Consider the following 19,264-nt stretch of genomic DNA (forward strand, 5'->3'; position numbering starts at 1 on the left):
CACCCCATAGGATGCGCGGATGAGCGAAATCTTGGCCACACAAGAGGGATTAGTGCTAGCCCTCAGTTTTAATCGTCCTGCGAAGATGAATGCCCTAACACGCTCGATGTATTCAGATCTGTCTAAGAGTCTCAATGATGCCGTGGGGGATTTTGGAATCCGAGCAGTTGTCATCACAGCGGAAGGCGATCACTTCACCGCTGGCAACGATATTGCTGACTTTATGGATAATCCGCCAACCTCAGATGATTCAGAGGTTGCAAAGTTTCTTGCAGCCATTCTTAACTTTCCTAAGCCGTTGCTTGCTGCGGTGAAGGGCAACGCTGTTGGTGTTGGTACCACAATGTTGCTTCACTGCGATGTTGTCATTGCCGGGCCGACCGCCAATTTTTCAATGCCCTTTGCATCGTTAGGATTGGTACCTGAAGCAGGATCTAGTTTCTTATTCCCACAGTTAGTTGGATATCAAAGAGCAGCACGAATCTTTATGACAGGTGAAAACTTTGACGCAGATGCAGCTATTGAGATGGGATTAGTAGCAGCCAAGGATTCAGACCCACTGGCACATGTAATGAAGATTGCCCAACACATTGCAGAGCAACCACCTCAAGCGATCATCAACACGAAGGCTCTTTTGAAGGCCAAAAATCATGACGCAATTGCTGCGATCATGAAGGCTGAGTTTGAGATTTTTGCTCTGGCGTTGCAATCAGATGAAGCTATGGAAGCATTCATGAAGTTCATGTCCAAGAAGGGTAAGTAAATGTCATTAGCAGAAAAGCGTATTTTCATAACAGGCGGATCTCGTGGAATCGGACTTGCAATCGCATTGCGTGCTGCACGAGATGGTGCGTCAATTGCGATCGCTGCAAAGACATCTGAGCCCAATCCAAAGTTGCCGGGCACAATTCACACAGCAGCGGCAGAGATCGAAGCAGCTGGCGGAGAGGCTCTTGCTATTCAATGCGATTTACGCGATGAATTGCAGATCGAATCCGCCGTCAATCAAGCCGCTGAAGCATTTGGTGGCATCGACATCCTTATCAATAATGCAAGTGCAATTAACTTGACCCGTACTGATCAAACACCAGCCAAGCGCTTTGATTTGATGTTTGATGTCAATGTTCGTGGCACATTTCTGACCTCACAGGCTGCATTGCCTCATCTGCGCAAGTCAGCTCAAGAGGGAAGAAACCCTCACATTTTGAACTTATCTCCACCGCTTTCCATGAAGCCTGTGTGGTTTAAAAATCACGTCGCTTACACAATGGCCAAGTACGGAATGAGTATGTGTGTTCTTGGCATGGCTGAAGAGTTCAAGCGTGATGGTATTGGCGTAAACGCATTATGGCCGCGCACAGTAATTGATACAGCTGCCCTTCAAATGATTCCTGGAATTGATGCTGCCGCAGGTCGCACACCCGAGATCTTGGCAGATGCGGCATACATCATCTTTAACCGCGATGCCAAGGAGTGCACAGGCAATTTCTTTGTCGATGATCTATTGCTAGCAAGTGAAGGAATCACAGACCTAGAGAAGTACTCAGTGACTCCTGATACCAAGGATTTCCTTCTTGATTTCTTTCTAGACTAAACTAACTTCATGCGCAAAATAATTGTCTCGTTTGTCATTGGATTCATCACGCTGTTATCGATGCCTAGCTCTTCAGCCCATGTCGAAATAGTTTCCACATTTCCTGAGCAGTTTGCCAATGTAAATCCGATCCCTACGCAAGTGTGGATCCAGTTCAGCGGCAATTTGCAGACTCTTGAAGGCGAAGCAGTTAACTTCCTCGAAGTGATTGATTCAACCGGCATTGCAGTTAACTTTGGTGATCCGGTTATTGAAGGCGCAAAGATAATGGCAAAGATTTCGGGACAAAGTGCACCAGGATCCTTTTCGGTAAAGTATCGGGTGGTTGGCGATGATGGACACGTAATTGAAGGCGATTACACCTTTAATGCCTCACCTGACTATGCCGAAGCACAAGCAACAACTACATCAGCAACTGAAAAAAAAGCGTCATTAAATGTTGGAGGAATAGTCCTGGTTTTTTTCCTTATAGTTTTTGTAGTTGGATACATCATCAAAGAGAGAAATGATAAGAAGAAGTAATGCCAACTTTTGATCTTGAAATAAATGGCCCAAATACAATTCAAGAGTCAGAACGCAAAGGAAATGCGAGATCTCTATTCTGGCCGTGGGCTGGGGCAAATGTCTCACTCCTAGCCCTGTCATATGGCTCCTTCTTCCTAGGGTTCGGAATTTCATTTAGACAAGCAACCTTTGCAGCGATCATTGGAACAATTGCATCATTTCTTCTTGTGGGTATTAGTTCACTTGCAGGTAAGCGCTCAAATGCACCGACCATGGTTCTTGCACGCGCATCCTTTGGCGTTAAAGGCAGCATCGTTCCAGGCGTGCTTTCATACTTCATTTTTGTGGGATGGGAAACAGTTTTAGTTTCTCTTGCAACGTTGGCAACAGGAACGGTTTTCTCACGAATTGGGGGAGTAGACCAAAATCTGGCTTTGATCATTGGTTTCGTAATAGCGGTATCACTGACTGTTTTTGGTGGCGTTCTTGGATTTAGTGTGATTATGAAGCTACAGAAGTTGCTCACTGTAGTGACCGTGGCAATGACCGTTGTTTATATTGCACTCACCATCGACACAGTTGATTGGAGTGCGGTTACTGCAATCAAGGATGGTTCTACTCAAGGTTTCATCGGAGCGCTCATATTTGGCGTAACAGGCATAGGTCTTGGATGGGTGAATTGTGCAGCAGATTACTCACGATATTTACCAAGAACTGTTTCAAGCAAGGCTGTGGTCGGATGGACTGTGTTCGGCGCTTCAGTCGTTCCAATTGCTTTAGTTATCTATGGAGCTGCATTGTCAGCTAGTAGTAAAGATTTGAGCGGTGCTATTGCGATGGATCCCATTGGTGCTCTGACATCACTGCTACCAACCTGGTTTCTTATCCCATTTGCACTCATTGCGATATTGGGATTAGTGGGTGGAGCAATTCTTGATCTTTACTCTTCAGGATTAGCCCTTGTTTCAATTGGCGTGCCAATCAAAAGACATCAAGCGGCAATTATTGATGCATTTATCATGCTTGCAGGATGTATCTACATCGTATGGATTGCAGATAACTTCTTTTATCCTTTCCAGGGCTTCTTGATCACGCTGGGTGTTCCTGTTGCGGTGTGGTCTGCGATCTTTGTCGCAGATGTCATTATGCGCAAAAAGGCATACATTGAAAAAGACTTGTATGACGAGCAAGGAATGTATGGATCAATCAATACGGGATCTATCGCACTGATGATTGTTGGAACAATAGTTGGCTGGGGATTTGTAACAAATACCTTTGCTTCATGGTTATCGTGGCAGGGATATTTCTTGGGAGTTATTGGTGGCAAAGAAGGTCCATGGGCTTATGCCAACGTAGGCGTGATTTTTGCGCTGATTATTGGATTTGTAGGGCACATCATCCTGGCCAGAAAAACTATTGCGAAGCAGGAGTCCTTCTAAGCCAAATATATCCAACCAATCCCGAAAGGATTGCTGAGATAAATAATCCAAGGCGAACTTCATTGAGTTCTGCCTCGCTCTTAGCAGCGATTTCAGCGATTACTAGGGAAACTGTCATACCCATTCCTGCTAACGCACCGACTCCTGCGATTTCCTTGATATGTAGATGAGCCTTGGCTCCGAGCTTGATAGCAATCCACGCAAAGAGTGCGATACCAAGAATCTTTCCGATTCCGCGAGCAAGTACTAATGCAATCGTCGTCTGAGAGGTAAAGCTCACTAGATCAATATTCAAGGGAATATTGACGGCAATGATCACAGGAACGATGAAGTAGGTTGAAATGGGAGTGAGAACTTTAATCGCCTGAGTCAATTGCGATTGTGTAAGTGGAAGAAGTGCTCCTAGAGCGGCAGCTCCTAATGTGGCAAGTGCTTTTTCTGGATGTAAGTCATCTCCATAAAAGATAGCAAGAACAATGAGTGAGAATAGATCATCAGCAATGGCTAAAGTGAGCAAGAAAATGCGCACCTGTGGTTGAACTCGCTTTCCAAGTAATGCCAAAACACCTATAGCCAATGCGATATCAGTTGGCATTGCCGTTGCCCACACATGTGATCCAGGATTTATTGCAAGAAAAATAAGTGCAGGAAAGATCATTCCACCAAGAGCGGCGACGATTGGAACTATCGCAGACTTAAAATCTTTCAACCCATGCTTGATTTCTAGGCCGACCAGAAAGAAAAAGATTGCGATCAGCACATCAATGAACATGGACTCAATCTACAGGTTAGGAAACAACAAAGCCCGCCTATTAATGGGCGGGCTTTGTGTTAACGGATTTATTTCATTGTAGAAGTCTTAGATGTCGTAGTAGAGCTCAAACTCTGCTGGGTGTGGACGCAAGCGAACGTAGTCAACTTCGTTCTTACGCTTCCATTCAATCCAAGTCTCGATGAGATCCTTGGTGAACACGCCACCCTTAGTTAGGAATTCATGATCCTTTTCTAGAGTGTTGAGAACTGCGTCCAGTGAACCAGGAACCTGAGGAATTGATGCAGCCTCTTCACCTGATAGTTCGTATAGATCCTTATCAACTGGAGCAGGTGGTTCGATCTTGTTCACGATCCCATCAAGACCAGCCATCAGCATTGCTGCAAAGGCTAGGTATGGGTTTGATGATGGATCTGGGCAACGGAACTCAATGCGCTTAGCCTTTGGATTGGATCCTGTAATTGGGATACGGATACAAGCTGAGCGATTACGCGCTGAGTACACAAGGTTTACAGGTGCTTCATAGCCTGGGACTAAGCGACGATATGAGTTAACGGTTGGGTTAGTAAATGCTAGAAGTGATGGTGCGTGCTTTAACAGACCACCGATATACCAACGTGCCATGTCTGAAAGATCGCCGTATGTGCCTGCTTCGAAGAACAGTGGCTTTCCATCTTTCCATAGTGATTGGTGAACGTGCATACCTGAACCGTTATCTCCGAAGAGTGGCTTTGGCATAAACGTTGCTGTCTTTCCACCTTGCCATGCAGTGTTGCGAATAACGTACTTGAACTTCATTACATCATCGCCCGCACTGAGAATGTCTGTGAAGCGATAGTTGATTTCCATTTGACCGGCAGTACCAACTTCATGGTGTGAGCGCTCAACAAGAAGTCCAACCTTGCCAAGTTGCATAACCATTTCATCGCGAAGATCTGCGAATTGATCTGTTGGAGAAACTGGGAAATATCCACCTTTTACGCGAGTGCGGTATCCGCGGTTAGGAGTTCCATCGGCATCATATTCAACGCCTGTGTTCCACGCGCCTTCGTACGACTGAATCTCGTGCACTGCAGAGTTGATATCGGTCTTGAAGCGAACGCTATCGAAAACATAAAATTCTGCTTCTGGTGCAAAGAATGCTGTATCTGCGAAACCAAGTGAGCGCATATAGTCAACAGCCTTTGCAACAACTCCACGAGGATCACGACTGTAAGGGCTGTCATCAACTGGGTTGTGAACAGAGAAAATGATCACAAGTGTTTTCTCTTTACGGTATGGATCGATGAATGCAGATCCTGGAACTGGTAGCAGCTTCATATCTGATTCATTGATTGTTTGGAACCCACGAATAGATGAACCATCAAACATCAGGCCATCTGTAAATACCGCTTCATCAAATGATTCAATAGGAACGTTGAAGTGATGCTGGATACCAGGTAGATCCGTAAAGCGAACATCAACTAGTTTGACATCCTCTTTCTTAATGTATGCAAAGATTTCTGCTGCGTTCTTAAACATGCTTCTCCCAATTTCACATGTGATGCGCTAAATCTCTCGTCATTGAGCCCTGCGCGCTTTGAGTAGTTGAACCCTAGGTCCATAGAGTGAAAATGGCATAACCCGCTTGTTAAATCCATGTTACGTCTGGGCCGATTGCCAGTTACCCTTGCCACATGAGTTTTCAATTTAAGCGTGTAAGCCTGCGCCGCCGCTTTGCCGCCTTAATGGTGGACTGGCTAGCCTGTTATTTCATCGTGGCGGCCTCTGCTGGAGGCATGGGTGGGATGGCCCCCAATCGCTCACTGGCCGTTCTAGCTCTCTTCTTTGCCGAGATATCAATCCTCTCGGCGCTTCAAGGGGCAACCCTGGGACACCGAATCTTTGGAATTCGCATTGTTCGTTTTGCCGATGGGGGAGCGATTTCTCCGGTTCAAGCTCTGATTCGTTCAGCGTTGCTAGTAACAGTAATTTTTGCGATCACCTTTGATGAAAATGGTAGAGGAATGCACGAGCGATTGAGCGGCTCTGTTTTAACGAGAGGTTAGCGACCCTTAGGTGCTCGAGTTGGCATCGGTCCCTTTGGAATTGGCATAGACATTCCGCCAACAGCCTTTAAGCGCGCACGCACTTCGCGCATTTGATGAGCAGATAACTTCTTTGGAAGACGACGCATATGACGTTGCAGCTTCTGAATTGGGATTCGGCCATCTTCTTTTCCAACAAGAATCTCAATAACAGGAACTCCTGGTGCAAAACGTTCAGCCTTTTTCTTTTCATCAGCCATCATCTGTCGAACAGATTGTGAACCCTCACCTGTCAAAACAATTCCGGCGCGTCCAACACTGCGATGCACCATGTCTTGATTACGAGCCACAGCTACCGCCGGAGTTGTTGTCCAGCCTTTGCGGATAGCCATCAAAACACTTGCACCTGCACCGATTTGCCCATCAATTGCAGCGTAAGCGGCTGTTCCTGCTTGGCGAGTGAAAAACAAAAGAGTAAGTAATGCGGCAAGAGGGAAGGAGATAAATGCGAAGTAGAAAGGATGATCAAGTGCTGCGCCAACACCGATTCCAATTGCCCATGAGGAAAGAAAAATGCCGGCTAGTGCTACTGGGATCCAAGGCTTAACCTGCTTGGTGACCTTATAAGCATCACGAATGGTTTGAAAGCGAGGAACCTTGATCTTCTTTTCTTTAGCTTTTCTCTTAAACATATTCTTAGTTTAGTGGGGCAGGGGCAGTTCCACCAAGACGCACAGGTGCCCAGCGCTGGCCCACGTGGCTATCAGGGTATTTTTCTTGAACATCACGCAGCAATTGGATCATTACTTCGCGCAGATGCGCCTCTGCGACCTCAACATCAGTATCGCGAGAATAGGCAATTGGCTCACCGAAAGAAACTGTGACAGGAATTTTGCCTCGCTTAAAACTTGGCTTAACACCCTTTGTATAGACGCGCTGACCACCCCACACAATTGTTGGTATCACGGGTACCCCAGCACCTATCGCTAAACGAACCGCTCCAGACTTCAACCCCTTGATTTCAAAGCTAGTTGAAATTGTTCCTTCGGGAAAGATACCAATAATTTCACCAGACTTAAGGGCGCGTAATGCGGCGACAAAGGATGCAGAACCATTACTGCGGTCAACATTGATGTGGTGCATTCCGCGCAGCAATGGTCCAGCTACCTTGTTATCAAAAAGTTCTTTCTTAGCCATGAAGCGCACGTAGCGATTCGCGGGTAATGCTGCAGTGCCAGCCAAAGCGAAATCTAAATAGCTGGTGTGATTGATGGCAAGTATGGCGCCACCTTTACGAGGAACGTTGTCTTGACCTTGAAAATCAAAATTAAATCCAAGGTATTTCCAAAAGGTTTTAACAAGAACAATGACTGGGGGATAGACCAGATCAGCCACGAGCCGCCTTCTTTTCCATGGCTTGCTTATACAGACGCCCAGCACGGTAAGAAGAGCGAACAAGTGGTCCACTCATTACCCCCAAGAACCCAATCTCTTCTGCTTCTTGAGCGAGTTCAACGAATTCCTGTGGCTTAACCCAACGCTCCACTGGGTGGTGCTTATTTGTAGGACGTAAATATTGTGTAATTGTGATCAGGTCACAGCCTGCACTGTGCAGATCAACGAGTGCTTGTGATACTTCTTCTCGTGTTTCGCCAAGTCCAAGGATCAAGTTAGATTTTGTAATCAAACCAAAATCCTGAGACATTCTCAATACTCGTAAAGACTTTTCATATGTAAAGGCGGGGCGAATTTGCTTGAAAATACGTGGAACGGTCTCAAGATTATGGGCAAAAACTTCAGGCCTAGTTTCAAAGATCGGGTTCAGTAAATCCGGATTTGCGTTGAAATCTGGAGCCAACATCTCAACACCAGTTCCAGGATTTAGCTCGTGGACTTTACGAATTGTCTCTGCATACAGCCATGATCCCTCATCTTCAAGATCATCGCGTGTAACACCGGTTATGGTCGCATAACGCAACCCCATAGTTTTAACAGACATCGCAACTTTAAATGGTTCAGCACGATCAATTGCTAGTGGCTTTCCTGTATCAATGTTGCAAAAATCGCAACGACGAGTACAGCGATCTCCGCCGATTAGGAAAGTTGCTTCCTTATCTTCCCAGCATTCAAAGATGTTAGGGCAAGCTGCTTCTTGGCAAACGGTGTGTAGACCCTCGGACTTAACCAGACTGTGTAGTCGCGTGTATTCAGGACCCATATTTGCTCGAGTCTTAATCCACTCTGGCTTTCGCTCAATGGGTGTTTCCGCATTACGAGCTTCAATGCGAAGAAGTTTGCGACCTTCAGGTGCCATTGTCATACGCTCACCTTTTTCAATGATTCAGATACATGTCTTTCGACTAGTTGTGCCACTTCATCAATAGTAATTGTTCGGCCAAGTTCCATTTCCAGTGATGTTACATCGGCATCAGCAATTCCACATGGCACAATCTGTCCAAACGCTGCAAGATTCGGATTCACATTGAGTGCAAAACCATGCATGGTCGTGCCTTTTGCTACGCGAATTCCGATTGCTGCAATTTTTCTGTCACCTCGAGCATCTTGAATCCACACTCCAGAGCGTCCCTCAATCCGAATCGCGGTGATACCTAGATCTGCGCACACCAGAATGAGTGCGGCTTCAATCTCGCGGACAAAGCCCACAAGTTCAGTTGGTTTCAATAGTTTCACAATTGGATATCCCACGAGTTGGCCTGGACCATGCCATGTGATTCGGCCTCCGCGGTCGACATCGATTACAGGAGTGCCATCGGTAGGACGTTCAGCATCGTCGGTTCGGCGGCCCGCGGTATACACGGAGGGGTGTTCCAACAAAAGCAATGTATTAGCGCGTGAACCAGAGGCAACATCTGTGTGAATTTCTCGTTGTAGATCCCAAGCCTTTTGATAATCCACTAATCCCTGGCGCAAAAGCGCGATAGTCGCTGTGGATTGAGTTTCAAGAACTGGCACGTGCATAGCCTAAAGGTAGGCTTGGTTTCTTACCAATTCAAGGTCGAAAGGTCCCATTAAGTGTCCTTCACATCCATTCAGAAGAGCCGCCGCCCACTTGCCTATGCATTACTGATTATTTTCTTGTGGTTTGGCGCAAGCGGTGTTTTTGGTCCCCTTTTTGGCAAGCTCTCGACGGTTCAAGAAAATGACAACTCGGCATTCTTGCCAGATAGCGCTGAATCGACTCAGGCTGCAAAAATAATTGAAAAGTTTAATCAAGATCAAAATCAGAACCTTCCGACCTTGGTTCTCTATGTTGGAGAAGTAGATCAAACAAAAATCGTGGCTTTGAACGCCCACCTTTCACAACTTGGTTCTGAAAAAATCATTGGCACAGATGTGCCGATTTCTAAGTACCTAACAGAAGGTGAACAGATTTTTGCTTTTCCTTCACAAGATGGCAAAGCACTTCTAGTAAATCTGCCATTTAAATCTGAAATCGCAACAGACTTATTGCCCAATAACAAACCTGCGTTGCCGGGAGTCATAGAGACGCTTCGGGAAGATTCAGCAGAATTTGCAAAGAGTGTGGGGCTTACATCTAATGTGACTGGAATTGGCGCACTCCTGGGCGATCTCTTTGGTGCCTTTGAGGGAATTGACTCCTCATTACTTCTAACAACATTAGGTGTAGTTGGACTTATCTTGATTGTTGTATACCGATCCCCATTCCTTTGGATTTTGCCATTATTTTCTGCCGTTATCGCACTATCGACCGCTGGTGGACTTGTTTATCTTCTGACGAAAAACAACATTATTGATCTCAACGGACAGTCTCAAGGAATTCTTTCTGTATTAGTACTTGGCGCAGCCACAGATTACGCACTTCTCTTGATTTCTCGTTACCGAGAAGAGTTACATCACCACGATCATCCCGCGCAGGCGATGAAGGCTGCCTTGAAAGGCGTCTTTGAACCAATCGTGGCATCTGGTGCCACAGTGATCTCTGCCTTACTTGTGTTGTTGCTGAGTGATCTTTCTGGAAACAGAGGGCTAGGACCCGTAGGAGCAATTGGCATTGCAGCTGCGATGGTTGTAATCCTTACGCTGTTGCCTGCACTTTTAGTGGCCTTTGGTCGTTGGGTTTTCTGGCCACGCATTCCTAGAAATGATGATGTTAATTCTCAACTTACCGGCACGTGGGCCAAGATTGGTTCTGCAGTTGAGAAGCGTCCTCGCAAGCTATGGATTCTTACAGCGATAGTGCTTTCGATTTTGGCTGGTTTCTCAACCACACTGAATGCAAGGGGATTGTCTACAGCTGATGCATTCACGCAGCGCCCCGATTCAGTTGTTGGTCTTGAACGATTAGCTGAGCACTTCCCAGGAGGATCAGGGCAACCAACGGAGTTGATAATTCCGGTATCACTTATTGACTCCGTTTCATCGGCAGTTAAAAACGTTGAAGGTGTTTCATCAGTTGAGCCAATGCGCATGACCCCTGTGATCCCTGGCCAACCACTTTCTGAAGTGAAGGTAATTCACGGATTAGTTGTTTTAAACGCAACCCTGGCTCTAAATCCGGACTCAGTAGAAGCGCGTGAAATTATCCCTGTCATTCGTGAAGCGGTTCATTCAATCGATCCGAAAATTCTTGTGGGTGGAAGCACTGCCGTTGCATTTGACACAGATGTTTCGGCAAATCGTGACAACCGCACAATTATCCCAATTGTTCTAGTACTTATTACCATTATTCTCGGGCTGCTTCTACGCAGTATTTTATCGGCGGCACTACTTTTGGGAACTGTAGTCTTGTCATTCTTTGCAACACTTGGAGCATGTCAACTCGTCTTTGAGAATATCTTTGGATTCAAGGGAGCTGACACATCGTTCCCACTTTTCGCCTTTATTTTCTTGGTGGCGTTAGGTATTGATTACAACATCTTCTTGATGACTCGCGTACGAGAAGAAAGTGCCAAGATCGGAACACGGGCAGGTGTAATCAAGGGCTTGACTGTTACAGGTGGTGTTATTACTTCTGCAGGCATTGTTCTAGCGGCAACATTTGCAGTGTTAGGCGTACTACCGCTGGTGTTCTTAGCTGAACTCGGTTTTGCAGTCGCATTCGGTGTTCTACTTGATACTTTGATTGTCCGCACGATATTAGTACCGGCTCTCGTCCACGATATTGGTGGAAAAGTTTGGTGGCCCTCAAAGTTACAGAATAGTTAGCATGAGTTTACGTGTAGGTATTGCTGGCTATGGATTAGCTGGGCGATACTTTCATGCACCATTGCTTAAGGGATGTGGCTTTGAAGTTGTAGCTATCCAGACTGGAAATCCAGAGCGGTCAGCACATGCACTTTCAGATTTTGCCAACACCACGGTTGTTGCAAGTATCGAGGAGTTGGTTGCACAACAACTTGATCTAGTAGTTGTGGCATCAGCAAATTTAGTTCATGCCCAGCACGCCTTAGCCGCGATAAAGGCAGGTATCCCAGTTGTCGTTGATAAGCCAATGGGACGCACCCTTTCTGAAACTAAAGAGATTGTTGATGCGGCTGAGTCGGCCGGAGTTGCGGTCTCAACTTTCTTTAATCGCCGCTGGGATAGTGATGCACTCACGATTAAAAAGGTATTAGCAAGTGGGGTATTGGGTGAAGTTCATAGAATTGATTCGCGGTTTGAAAGATTTAGACCAGAACTTAACGCAACGTCATGGCGAGAGAATATGTCCGCCGCCGATGGTGGCGGGCAACTTTTAGATTTGCAGCCACATTTGATCTCAACTGCTATCGATTGGTTTGGCTCGGCAGAACTTGTCACCGCCAGCGTTCGATCATTGCGCGGGGGAGCAGATGATGATTGCCTCTTGGTTTTAGAGCACGAGAGCGGAGTGATGTCATACCTTTCGGCGAGCGTTGTCGTTGGTGCGCCGGGTCCTCGAATTCGCATCCTGGGCACAAAGGGAGCGCTAGTTATAAACGATTTAGATCCGCAGGAAGCTCTTTTGCGCGCCGGTAAGTTTCCAGAAAATGGAACCTGGACCTATCCGACCACTTCACGCGCCTTTCTACATCGCGGCGATGTTGTTGAGGAGGTTGATTCTGTTCCAGGCAATTACGGACACTTCTATAAGGCAGTTGAATTAGCGATCACGACAGGTGCACCATGGCCGATCCCTAATTCAGATGCACTGTTAGTTGCGGCATTAATTGATCAAGCCCGTGAAATTGGTACACGTGCACACTGAAGTTCTCATTGTTGGTGCAGGTTTGGCGGGGTTAAATGCAGCAATTCATCTGGAAGCTGCCGGGGTTGATGTAAGAGTCATTGAGTCATCTGATCGCGCGGGTGGTCGAGTGGCAAGTGATGTTATTGATGGATTCATTTGCGACCGAGGGTTTCAGTTAATAAATGCGCGGTATCCAGCGCTGCAAGAGCTCAACGTACTTGATGACTTGGACTTCATAGAAGCTCCACGAGTGATCGAAGTGTGCCTGGGGGATCGGCGCCATGTGATTGGTGATCCTCGCCAGGTGCCTTGGACTGCATTAAATAGAGCAACTGGCACGATCCCAGAAAAGATTGCATTATTGAGATTCATTGCGGGTCGGGCAAAACCAGGTGAGTCGATCGGACAAGCCCTGCGCAGTACCGGAACATGTTATGAAAGAGTGCTGCGTCCATTCTTACAAGGTGTTTTCTTAACAGACCCAGACAACGTTGATGCTATGTACGGACATTCGATTATCAAAAGTTTTGTGAATGGAAGGCCCGGTGTTCCGCGCAAGGGAGTTGGCGAACTTTCTAAGGCACTGGCATACCGTATTAGCAATATTGTCTATAACACTCGGGTGGATGGAATCGATAAAACATCTGTGCATACCAACAATGGCACTTATACGGCCAACAAGATTCTCATTGCAACAGATGCGACAACTGCCACACAGTTACTGGGCTTAACAGAGGTGCCTCGCATGGCCGGCTGCATCACTTGGTATCACGCCGTTTCCGAAAATCCATCAGGTAATGGACGGTTGGTTGTAGATGGCCAAAGACGGGGACCGATCATTAATTCAGTTGTTATGTCAGATGTTTCATCAAATTACGCACCTCACGGTCAACACTTAATTTCTACGACAACAGATTTAAATGTCACCGAATCCGATGTGCGACGCCATTTAGCGATCCTGTGGGGAGTAGATACCTATGCTTGGCAGTTTGTTGCTAAGTATGAAATACCTGCTGCATTGCCAATTCACAATGTGGGTCGAGCGTTGTCACAAAGTATAAAAATTAGCGATCATCACTATGTTGCTGGTGATCACCGCACTGTTCCATCACAGCAGGGAGCATTATTTTCTGGACGCCTTGCGGCTCAATTAATCCTCGACTAGTTGTGCGAGTGCTTCAGAGATGTGTGGGTAATCCCAAGTAAAGCCTGCTTCTTGTAGAACGTGTGGCATAACGCGCTTAGATCCAAGAATCTCAGATGAAAAACCACCTAAAGCAATCTTGAGCGCCATAGCTGGTGCTGGAAAGAGTGCAGGACGATGCATGGCGCGAGCAAGTGCTGATGTGAACTCTTGATTTGTAACAGGATTTGGAGCGGTTAAATTCACTGGGCCTGAAATTGGATTTTCTAATGCAAAAACAATTGCTCTGATTTGATCGTGCAAAGTGATCCATGACCACCATTGCTTGCCATTGCCCATCTTGCCGCCCAAACCTAAGCGAAATAGTGGAAGCATCTTTCCAAGTGCACCGCCCGTTGGGTCTAAGACCAAACCTGTGCGAATTTTTACTGTGCGAACATCACCGGCAAGATCTGCTGCACCTTCCCATTCGCGACATACCGCTGCCAAGAAGTCATCTCCAGCACGATCAGTTTCAACAACTGCGCGGTTTCCACTTTCGCCATACCAACCAATAGCAGAGGCCGAAATAAACACCTGGGGCTTCAGCTCTGCAACAGCGTTTGCGATCGCAGTTGTACCGAGCAATCTTGAGTTTAGAATTTCACTCTTGTACTTTTTGTTCCATCGCCTGTCGCCAACACCAACGCCAGCTAAGTGAATGATTGCATCTACGCCGCGAAGTGGTTCAAGGTTTACCAAACCAGTGTGTGGATCCCATTGCACTTCATCTGATGCAACTGGTGCTCGACGCACTAGACGTTGAACAGTATGACCCTCGCTCTTTAAATGGCCAACAAGTGCGGTACCGATTAGTCCTGAGGCACCCGTTATTGCGATGCGTTGCGGAACTGGCATAGCCGACCTACAGTCCTAGATCTGACTCGAAAGCGCCACCTTCGAGGCGTTCTTTAAGAGTGACAAGGAAGCGTGCGGCATCTGCGCCATCTACGACGCGGTGGTCATAGGAGAGTCCTAGATACACCATTGAACGGATGGCAATTGATTCTCCGCCATCTTCTCCGCGAACAACCATCGGACGCTTAACAACTGCACCTAACCCAAGGATTGCAACCTGTGGTTGATTAATAATTGGAGTATCAAATAAAGCGCCGCGGCTTCCTGTGTTTGTAAGGGTAAATGTTCCGCCACCTAATTCATTGGGAGTTACCTTGTTATCGCGCGTACGTGCTGCAAGGTCTGCAATCTTTCGCGCGATACCACCGATGTTTAGATCACCAGCATTTGCGATCACCGGAACAAGCAATCCTCGCTCAGTATCAACGGCAACAGCTAGATGTTCTGCGCCGTGATAAGTGATCTCGTCACCTTCAACGGAAGAGTTAAGTACTGGATGTTGCTTGAGTGCTTCACACACTGCAACAGCAAAGAATGGAAGGAATGAAAGCTTCACACCTTCGCGTTCTTCAAAGCTTGCCTTAGAGCGATCACGAAGACGTGCGATCTTTGTAACATCTACCTCAATAACTGTTGTTAATTGCGCACTGACCTGCAGTGATTCAACCATTCTCACCGCGATTACTTTGCGAAGACGAGACATCTTCACTTTAGTTCCACGAAGTGGTGACACAGAAACTGATGGTGCCTTCGCTGTGGTTGTCGCAGATGCGGCAGGTGCAGATACGGCAGGTGCAGATGCAGTAGGTGTGGCAGGACGAGCTAAAGCTTCAACATCTTCACGACGAATTCTGCCGCCAATGCCTGTGCCAGTAACTTGTGCAAGATTGACGCCGAGTTCTGTTGCTAGTTTGCGAACTAGGGGAGTGACATATGCATCTGCTGGTTGTGACACTGCAGCAGATGGAACTGGTGTCGGTGCTGCAAGAACAGGTGCTGCAACAACTGGTGCAGGTGGTGGGGTAACAGGTGCTGCAACAACTGGTGCTGCAACAACTGGTGCAGGAGCAGCCACGGCGCCGTTAGTAGCACCAATTAAGCCAAGACGCGCGCCAACTGGAACAGTTGTATCAACTGCAACATCAATAGCAAGAAGAGTTCCTGCAACGGGTGAAGGAATTTCTGTATCAACCTTGTCAGTCGAAACTTCTAGGAGCGCTTCATCAACTGCAACTGAGTCACCAATGTTTTTTAACCAACGAGTAACTGTTCCTTCAGAAACGCTTTCACCGAGGGCAGGCATGGTGATAACAGTGCCGGCACCAGTTAGTGCAGCTGCTGCAACTGGTGCAGCAGCTGGTGCTGGAGTTTGAACAACTGGCGCAGCCACTGGAGCCGCTGCGACAGGTGCAGGTGCTGCAGCACCATCAGCGATGATTGCTAGCTCTGCTCCTACAGGAACAGTTTGATCAACTTGAACAACAATCTTTTGTAGCGTTCCAGCAACAGGTGAAGGGATCTCTGTATCAACTTTGTCAGTTGAAACTTCTAGGAGCGGTTCATCGACGTTTACATGATCACCTTCGGCTTTTAACCAACGAGTGACTGTGCCTTCGCTAACACTTTCGCCAAGTGCTGGCATCGTTACTGAAAATGTCATTGTCGTTTCTCCTTGGTTATCCGTGTGCGTGAAGCGGTTTACCTGCAAGAGCCATATGAGCTTCGCCCATTGCCTCTGACAGTGTTGGGTGTGCATGGATCAAAGGAGCCACATCACTTGCACGTGCCTCCCAGTTATAAATTAATTCTGCTTCAGCTAACAATTCGCCAACTCGTGCACCAACCATATGGATTCCTAGAATTGGTCCATCTTTTTGAGCGATGAGCTTGATAGATCCCGCGGTGTTAAGAATCTGTGCCTTACCGTTACCGGCTAAATCATATAAAAGCTCAACAACATCATGTCCGCGCTTTTTTGCCTCAGCAGTTGTTAGACCAACTGATGCAACCTCGGGATCTGAGTATGTAACGCGTGGAATGCCATCGTAATTAATTGCGCGAGGATTTAATCCTGAAATCTCTTCTGCAACTAAAATGCCCTCTGCAAAGCCAACGTGTGCAAGCTGCGGTGTTGGGATTAAGTCGCCAACAGCCCAGATTCCTGGAACATTGGTGCGGCACTTATCATCAACTAAGACATATCCGCGATCCATCGCAACGCCTTGTTCCTCATAACCGATATTAGAAGAAACGGGTCCGCGACCGACAGCGACCAGCAAAATTTCGGCGCTAAATGTTTTGCCATCTTCTAATGTGACCGTGACGCCATCTGCTGTTTTAACAGCAGACTGGAATCTGACACCTAATTCAAAGTTAATTCCACGCTTTCGAAATGCACGCTCTAGTTGCTTACTTGATGATTCATCTTCAAGTGCGATCAAGTGTGGCAAACCTTCGATGATTGTTACTTCAGAACCAAATGACTTCCATACTGAGGCAAATTCACAGCCGATAACTCCGCCACCTAAAACAATGACGCTCTTTGGAACATAGTTTAACTTCGTTCCATGATCTGAAGTAATAATCTTTTCGCCATCAATTTCAAGTCCAGGCAAAGTCTTTGCATATGATCCAGTCGCAAGAATTACATTCTTACCGGTGTATTGGGTTCCGTTTACTTCAACAGTATCTTTTGCCACTAATTTTCCGTGACCTTCAATAAAGGTAACTCCACGGGACTTAACTAGACCTGACAAACCTTTGTACAACTTATTGATAACGCCATCCTTGTATGAATTAACACCGGCCATGTCGATGCCATCGAAAGTGGACTTAACTCCAAAGTGCGCGCCATCGCGTGCGCTATCTGCAATTTCAGCTGAGTGAAGAAGGGCCTTGGTTGGGATGCACCCACGGTGCAAACATGTGCCGCCGACTTTGTCTGCTTCGATCAGGGCTACTGAAAGACCCAATTGCGAGCCGCGTAGTGCTGCGGCATAACCCCCGCTGCCACCACCAAGGATGACAAGATCAAATTGAGACAATGAACAGCTCCTCTCAAAGGCCCAAGCGGGCTAGGTTCCTATCTTGCCGCAAAGAGGGTCAAACCTCCCAATGCATTTGCGCAGATTTAGGCTTGTTCGGCCAATGTCACAAGTGATCGGAGGGCTATCCCGGTTCCACCAACTGGGGTGTAGCCATGGGGCTTTGCCTCGTTATAGGCAGGTCCTGCAATATCAAGGTGAAGCCATGGAAGCTCTGGATTTACGAAGTCTTTTAAGAATAGACCAGCAACCAACATGCCACCCATTCGATCTCCAATGTTTGCAAGATCTGCCACCGGTGAATCCAATGACGCACGTAGTTCGTCAGGCAATGGCATTGGCCAGAATTGCTCGCCACATTGGCCTGCAACTGCCAAGAACTCATCGCTGAACTCTTGGTTGTTTGTCATGACCGCACTTGTGCGAGTTCCAAGTGCCACAACCTGTGCGCCGGTCAATGTGGCAACATCAATAATTCCATCTAATTTATTCTTTGAACTTTGTGCCTTCATTAGTCCATCAGCCAGGACAAGTCGCCCTTCAGCATCAGGATTGAGCACCTCAACTGTTGTGCCACCAAAGATTGTGATGATGTCAGATGGGCGAGTTGCTGTGTCACTTGGCATGTTTTCGGCAAGTGGTGCCCAAGACTCGATTGCAACATTTAACTTTAGCTCTGCAATTGCTATAACGGCAGCGCTGACAGCGGCAGCACCACTCATGTCAGATTTCATGGCTTCCATACCTGCGGCAGGCTTTAGAGCCAAACCACCTGTGTCAAAGGTAATACCCTTGCCAACGAAGGCATAACGCTTTGCAGCCTTACCTTTTGGTGTGTAAGAAATATGGAGCAAACGTGGTGGGTTGGCAGATCCTTGACCGACACCAATAATTCCGCCAAAGCCTTGAGCCTTTAGCTGCTTTTCATCCCAGATCTGAATCTTTAATCCAGATTTTGTTCCACCTGCTGTCTTAACGACTGCAGCTAACTTCTTTGTAAATGAATCTGGAGTTAAGTGGCTTGGGGGAGTGTTGATTAGATCGCGCACTAAGTATGTGTACTTAGCAATAATTGCTGCGCGAACTACCGATGCCTTTGCCTCGGCTGAAGATGCCAACTTTGAATGAACTGTGATGGTTTTTATAGGAGCTTTGTGATCATCTTTGGTCGAGCTGTAAAATTCTGTAAACGAATAGGCACCAAGGGCAGCGCCTTCTGCAACGGCGGCAACCTCGGCCAAACTCTTTGCAGGCAATGAAAATGTCGCAGCAGAGTTTCCGGCTAAGGCACGGGATGCACTACCTGCTGCTCTGCGTAAAGTTTCATGCGTGTAGGTTGCCGATTTCTTTCCGAGACCTGTAAAAACTAGAAGGCGCACATGAGAGCCAGGAAGTTTTATGACTTCATCAGCTTTTCCAGTGGCTCCCATATCGACCAAATGCGAAAGAATCGTCTTGGTATCGATAGCCATATCTCCGGCTTCGATAGCGATACCGCCCTTTGAATTTGTCGAGGTAAGTCCTAAAACCAAAACCTCATCTTTTACGACGCCATCGGAAATCTTTAATGTGCTCATAAGGTGAAGCGTATTAGATGTATTGGTAGGTTTGCGCAATGAAGACTTCGCCCCTCAATCAAAAGCATCTAGACCT

Annotated in this window: 18 protein-coding genes; 8 read left to right on the forward strand and 10 right to left on the reverse strand. The window is 46.9% G+C overall.

Going from position 1 to position 19,264, the window contains the following annotated elements; all coding sequences use genetic code 11:
- The first annotated feature begins 19 nt into the window (after positions 1–19).
- From AC9UEY_RS01050 to AC9UEY_RS01065, 4 genes are read left to right on the forward strand one after another with little or no spacing between them, the layout of a single operon-like run.
- Positions 20–763: an enoyl-CoA hydratase-related protein gene (locus AC9UEY_RS01050; protein WP_509536531.1), complete on the forward strand. Its 744-nt coding sequence runs from the start codon at positions 20–22 to the stop codon at positions 761–763.
- Positions 764–1,594 (forward strand): SDR family oxidoreductase, encoded by an 831-nt coding sequence (locus AC9UEY_RS01055; RefSeq protein ID WP_509536533.1) that lies wholly within the window; start codon positions 764–766, stop codon positions 1,592–1,594.
- A 9-nt stretch (positions 1,595–1,603) separates the two neighbouring features.
- Positions 1,604–2,116, forward strand: coding sequence for a copper resistance CopC family protein (locus AC9UEY_RS01060; protein WP_509536535.1), 513 nt, complete (start codon positions 1,604–1,606; stop codon positions 2,114–2,116).
- Positions 2,116–3,537 (forward strand): purine-cytosine permease family protein, encoded by a 1,422-nt coding sequence (locus AC9UEY_RS01065; RefSeq protein WP_509536537.1) that lies wholly within the window; start codon positions 2,116–2,118, stop codon positions 3,535–3,537. The genes AC9UEY_RS01060 and AC9UEY_RS01065 overlap by 1 nt, the downstream gene beginning before the upstream one ends.
- Here AC9UEY_RS01065 and AC9UEY_RS01070 read toward each other — a convergent pair.
- Together AC9UEY_RS01070 and glnA are read right to left on the reverse strand one after the other, a co-directional pair.
- Positions 3,512–4,309, reverse strand: a complete 798-nt coding sequence (locus AC9UEY_RS01070) for a Na+/H+ antiporter NhaA (protein ID WP_509536539.1) — start codon at positions 4,307–4,309, stop codon at positions 3,512–3,514. The genes AC9UEY_RS01065 and AC9UEY_RS01070 overlap by 26 nt on opposite strands.
- 87 nt (positions 4,310–4,396) lie before the next feature.
- A complete protein-coding gene (gene glnA / locus AC9UEY_RS01075) occupies positions 4,397–5,830 on the reverse strand; it encodes a type I glutamate--ammonia ligase (protein WP_509536541.1) in 1,434 nt (477 codons plus the stop codon).
- Between the two features lie 155 nt (positions 5,831–5,985).
- On the opposite strand from glnA, the gene AC9UEY_RS01080 reads away from it, so the two are divergent.
- Positions 5,986–6,357, forward strand: a complete 372-nt coding sequence (locus tag AC9UEY_RS01080; protein WP_509536543.1) for an RDD family protein — start codon at positions 5,986–5,988, stop codon at positions 6,355–6,357.
- Here the strand turns inward: AC9UEY_RS01080 and AC9UEY_RS01085 are convergent.
- Genes AC9UEY_RS01085 through lipB form a run of 4 tightly spaced genes read right to left on the reverse strand, consistent with a single transcriptional unit; the run spans position 6,354 to position 9,315 of the window.
- Positions 6,354–7,028 (reverse strand): DUF4191 domain-containing protein, encoded by a 675-nt coding sequence (locus tag AC9UEY_RS01085; RefSeq protein WP_509536545.1) that lies wholly within the window; start codon positions 7,026–7,028, stop codon positions 6,354–6,356. The two genes, AC9UEY_RS01080 and AC9UEY_RS01085, sit on opposite strands and share 4 nt — an antisense overlap.
- Positions 7,029–7,032: 4 nt before the next feature.
- A complete protein-coding gene (locus tag AC9UEY_RS01090; RefSeq protein ID WP_509536547.1) occupies positions 7,033–7,731 on the reverse strand; it encodes a lysophospholipid acyltransferase family protein in 699 nt (232 codons plus the stop codon).
- Entirely contained in the window at positions 7,724–8,656 is a 933-nt protein-coding gene (gene lipA / locus AC9UEY_RS01095; protein ID WP_509536549.1) for a lipoyl synthase, read from the reverse strand. Before lipA ends, AC9UEY_RS01090 begins: the two co-directional genes overlap by 8 nt.
- Positions 8,653–9,315, reverse strand: coding sequence for a lipoyl(octanoyl) transferase LipB (gene lipB, locus AC9UEY_RS01100; protein ID WP_509536551.1), 663 nt, complete (start codon positions 9,313–9,315; stop codon positions 8,653–8,655). The genes lipA and lipB overlap by 4 nt, the downstream gene beginning before the upstream one ends.
- Before the next feature lie 54 nt (positions 9,316–9,369).
- On the opposite strand from lipB, the gene AC9UEY_RS01105 reads away from it, so the two are divergent.
- From AC9UEY_RS01105 to AC9UEY_RS01115, 3 genes are read left to right on the forward strand one after another with little or no spacing between them, the layout of a single operon-like run.
- The gene (locus tag AC9UEY_RS01105; RefSeq protein ID WP_509536554.1) at positions 9,370–11,523 is read left to right on the forward strand and encodes an MMPL family transporter; all 2,154 of its coding nucleotides are present in this window, start codon (positions 9,370–9,372) and stop codon (positions 11,521–11,523) included.
- 1 nt (position 11,524) lies between these two features.
- On the forward strand, positions 11,525–12,544 hold the full coding sequence (locus AC9UEY_RS01110) for a Gfo/Idh/MocA family protein (protein ID WP_509536556.1): 1,020 nt from the start codon (positions 11,525–11,527) through the stop codon (positions 12,542–12,544).
- Positions 12,534–13,691, forward strand: coding sequence for a protoporphyrinogen/coproporphyrinogen oxidase (locus tag AC9UEY_RS01115; RefSeq protein WP_509536558.1), 1,158 nt, complete (start codon positions 12,534–12,536; stop codon positions 13,689–13,691). The genes AC9UEY_RS01110 and AC9UEY_RS01115 overlap by 11 nt, the downstream gene beginning before the upstream one ends.
- Here AC9UEY_RS01115 and AC9UEY_RS01120 read toward each other — a convergent pair.
- The 4 genes from AC9UEY_RS01120 to AC9UEY_RS01135 all read right to left on the reverse strand — a co-directional run bounded on the left by AC9UEY_RS01120 (position 13,677) and on the right by AC9UEY_RS01135 (position 19,188).
- Complete coding sequence (locus AC9UEY_RS01120) at positions 13,677–14,567, reverse strand: TIGR01777 family oxidoreductase (RefSeq protein WP_509536561.1); 891 nt, start codon at positions 14,565–14,567, stop codon at positions 13,677–13,679. The two genes, AC9UEY_RS01115 and AC9UEY_RS01120, sit on opposite strands and share 15 nt — an antisense overlap.
- A gap of 7 nt (positions 14,568–14,574) precedes the next feature.
- Positions 14,575–16,227: a 2-oxoglutarate dehydrogenase, E2 component, dihydrolipoamide succinyltransferase gene (sucB, locus tag AC9UEY_RS01125; RefSeq protein ID WP_509536563.1), complete on the reverse strand. Its 1,653-nt coding sequence runs from the start codon at positions 16,225–16,227 to the stop codon at positions 14,575–14,577.
- Between the two features lie 16 nt (positions 16,228–16,243).
- Positions 16,244–17,611, reverse strand: a complete 1,368-nt coding sequence (gene lpdA / locus AC9UEY_RS01130; RefSeq protein ID WP_509536565.1) for a dihydrolipoyl dehydrogenase — start codon at positions 17,609–17,611, stop codon at positions 16,244–16,246.
- 86 nt (positions 17,612–17,697) lie between these two features.
- Positions 17,698–19,188 (reverse strand): leucyl aminopeptidase, encoded by a 1,491-nt coding sequence (locus AC9UEY_RS01135; RefSeq protein WP_509536568.1) that lies wholly within the window; start codon positions 19,186–19,188, stop codon positions 17,698–17,700.
- Between the last annotated feature and the right edge of the window lie 76 nt (positions 19,189–19,264).

This window comes from Candidatus Planktophila sp., from assembly GCF_040402275.1.
Lineage (GTDB): Bacteria > Actinomycetota > Actinomycetes > Nanopelagicales > Nanopelagicaceae > Planktophila.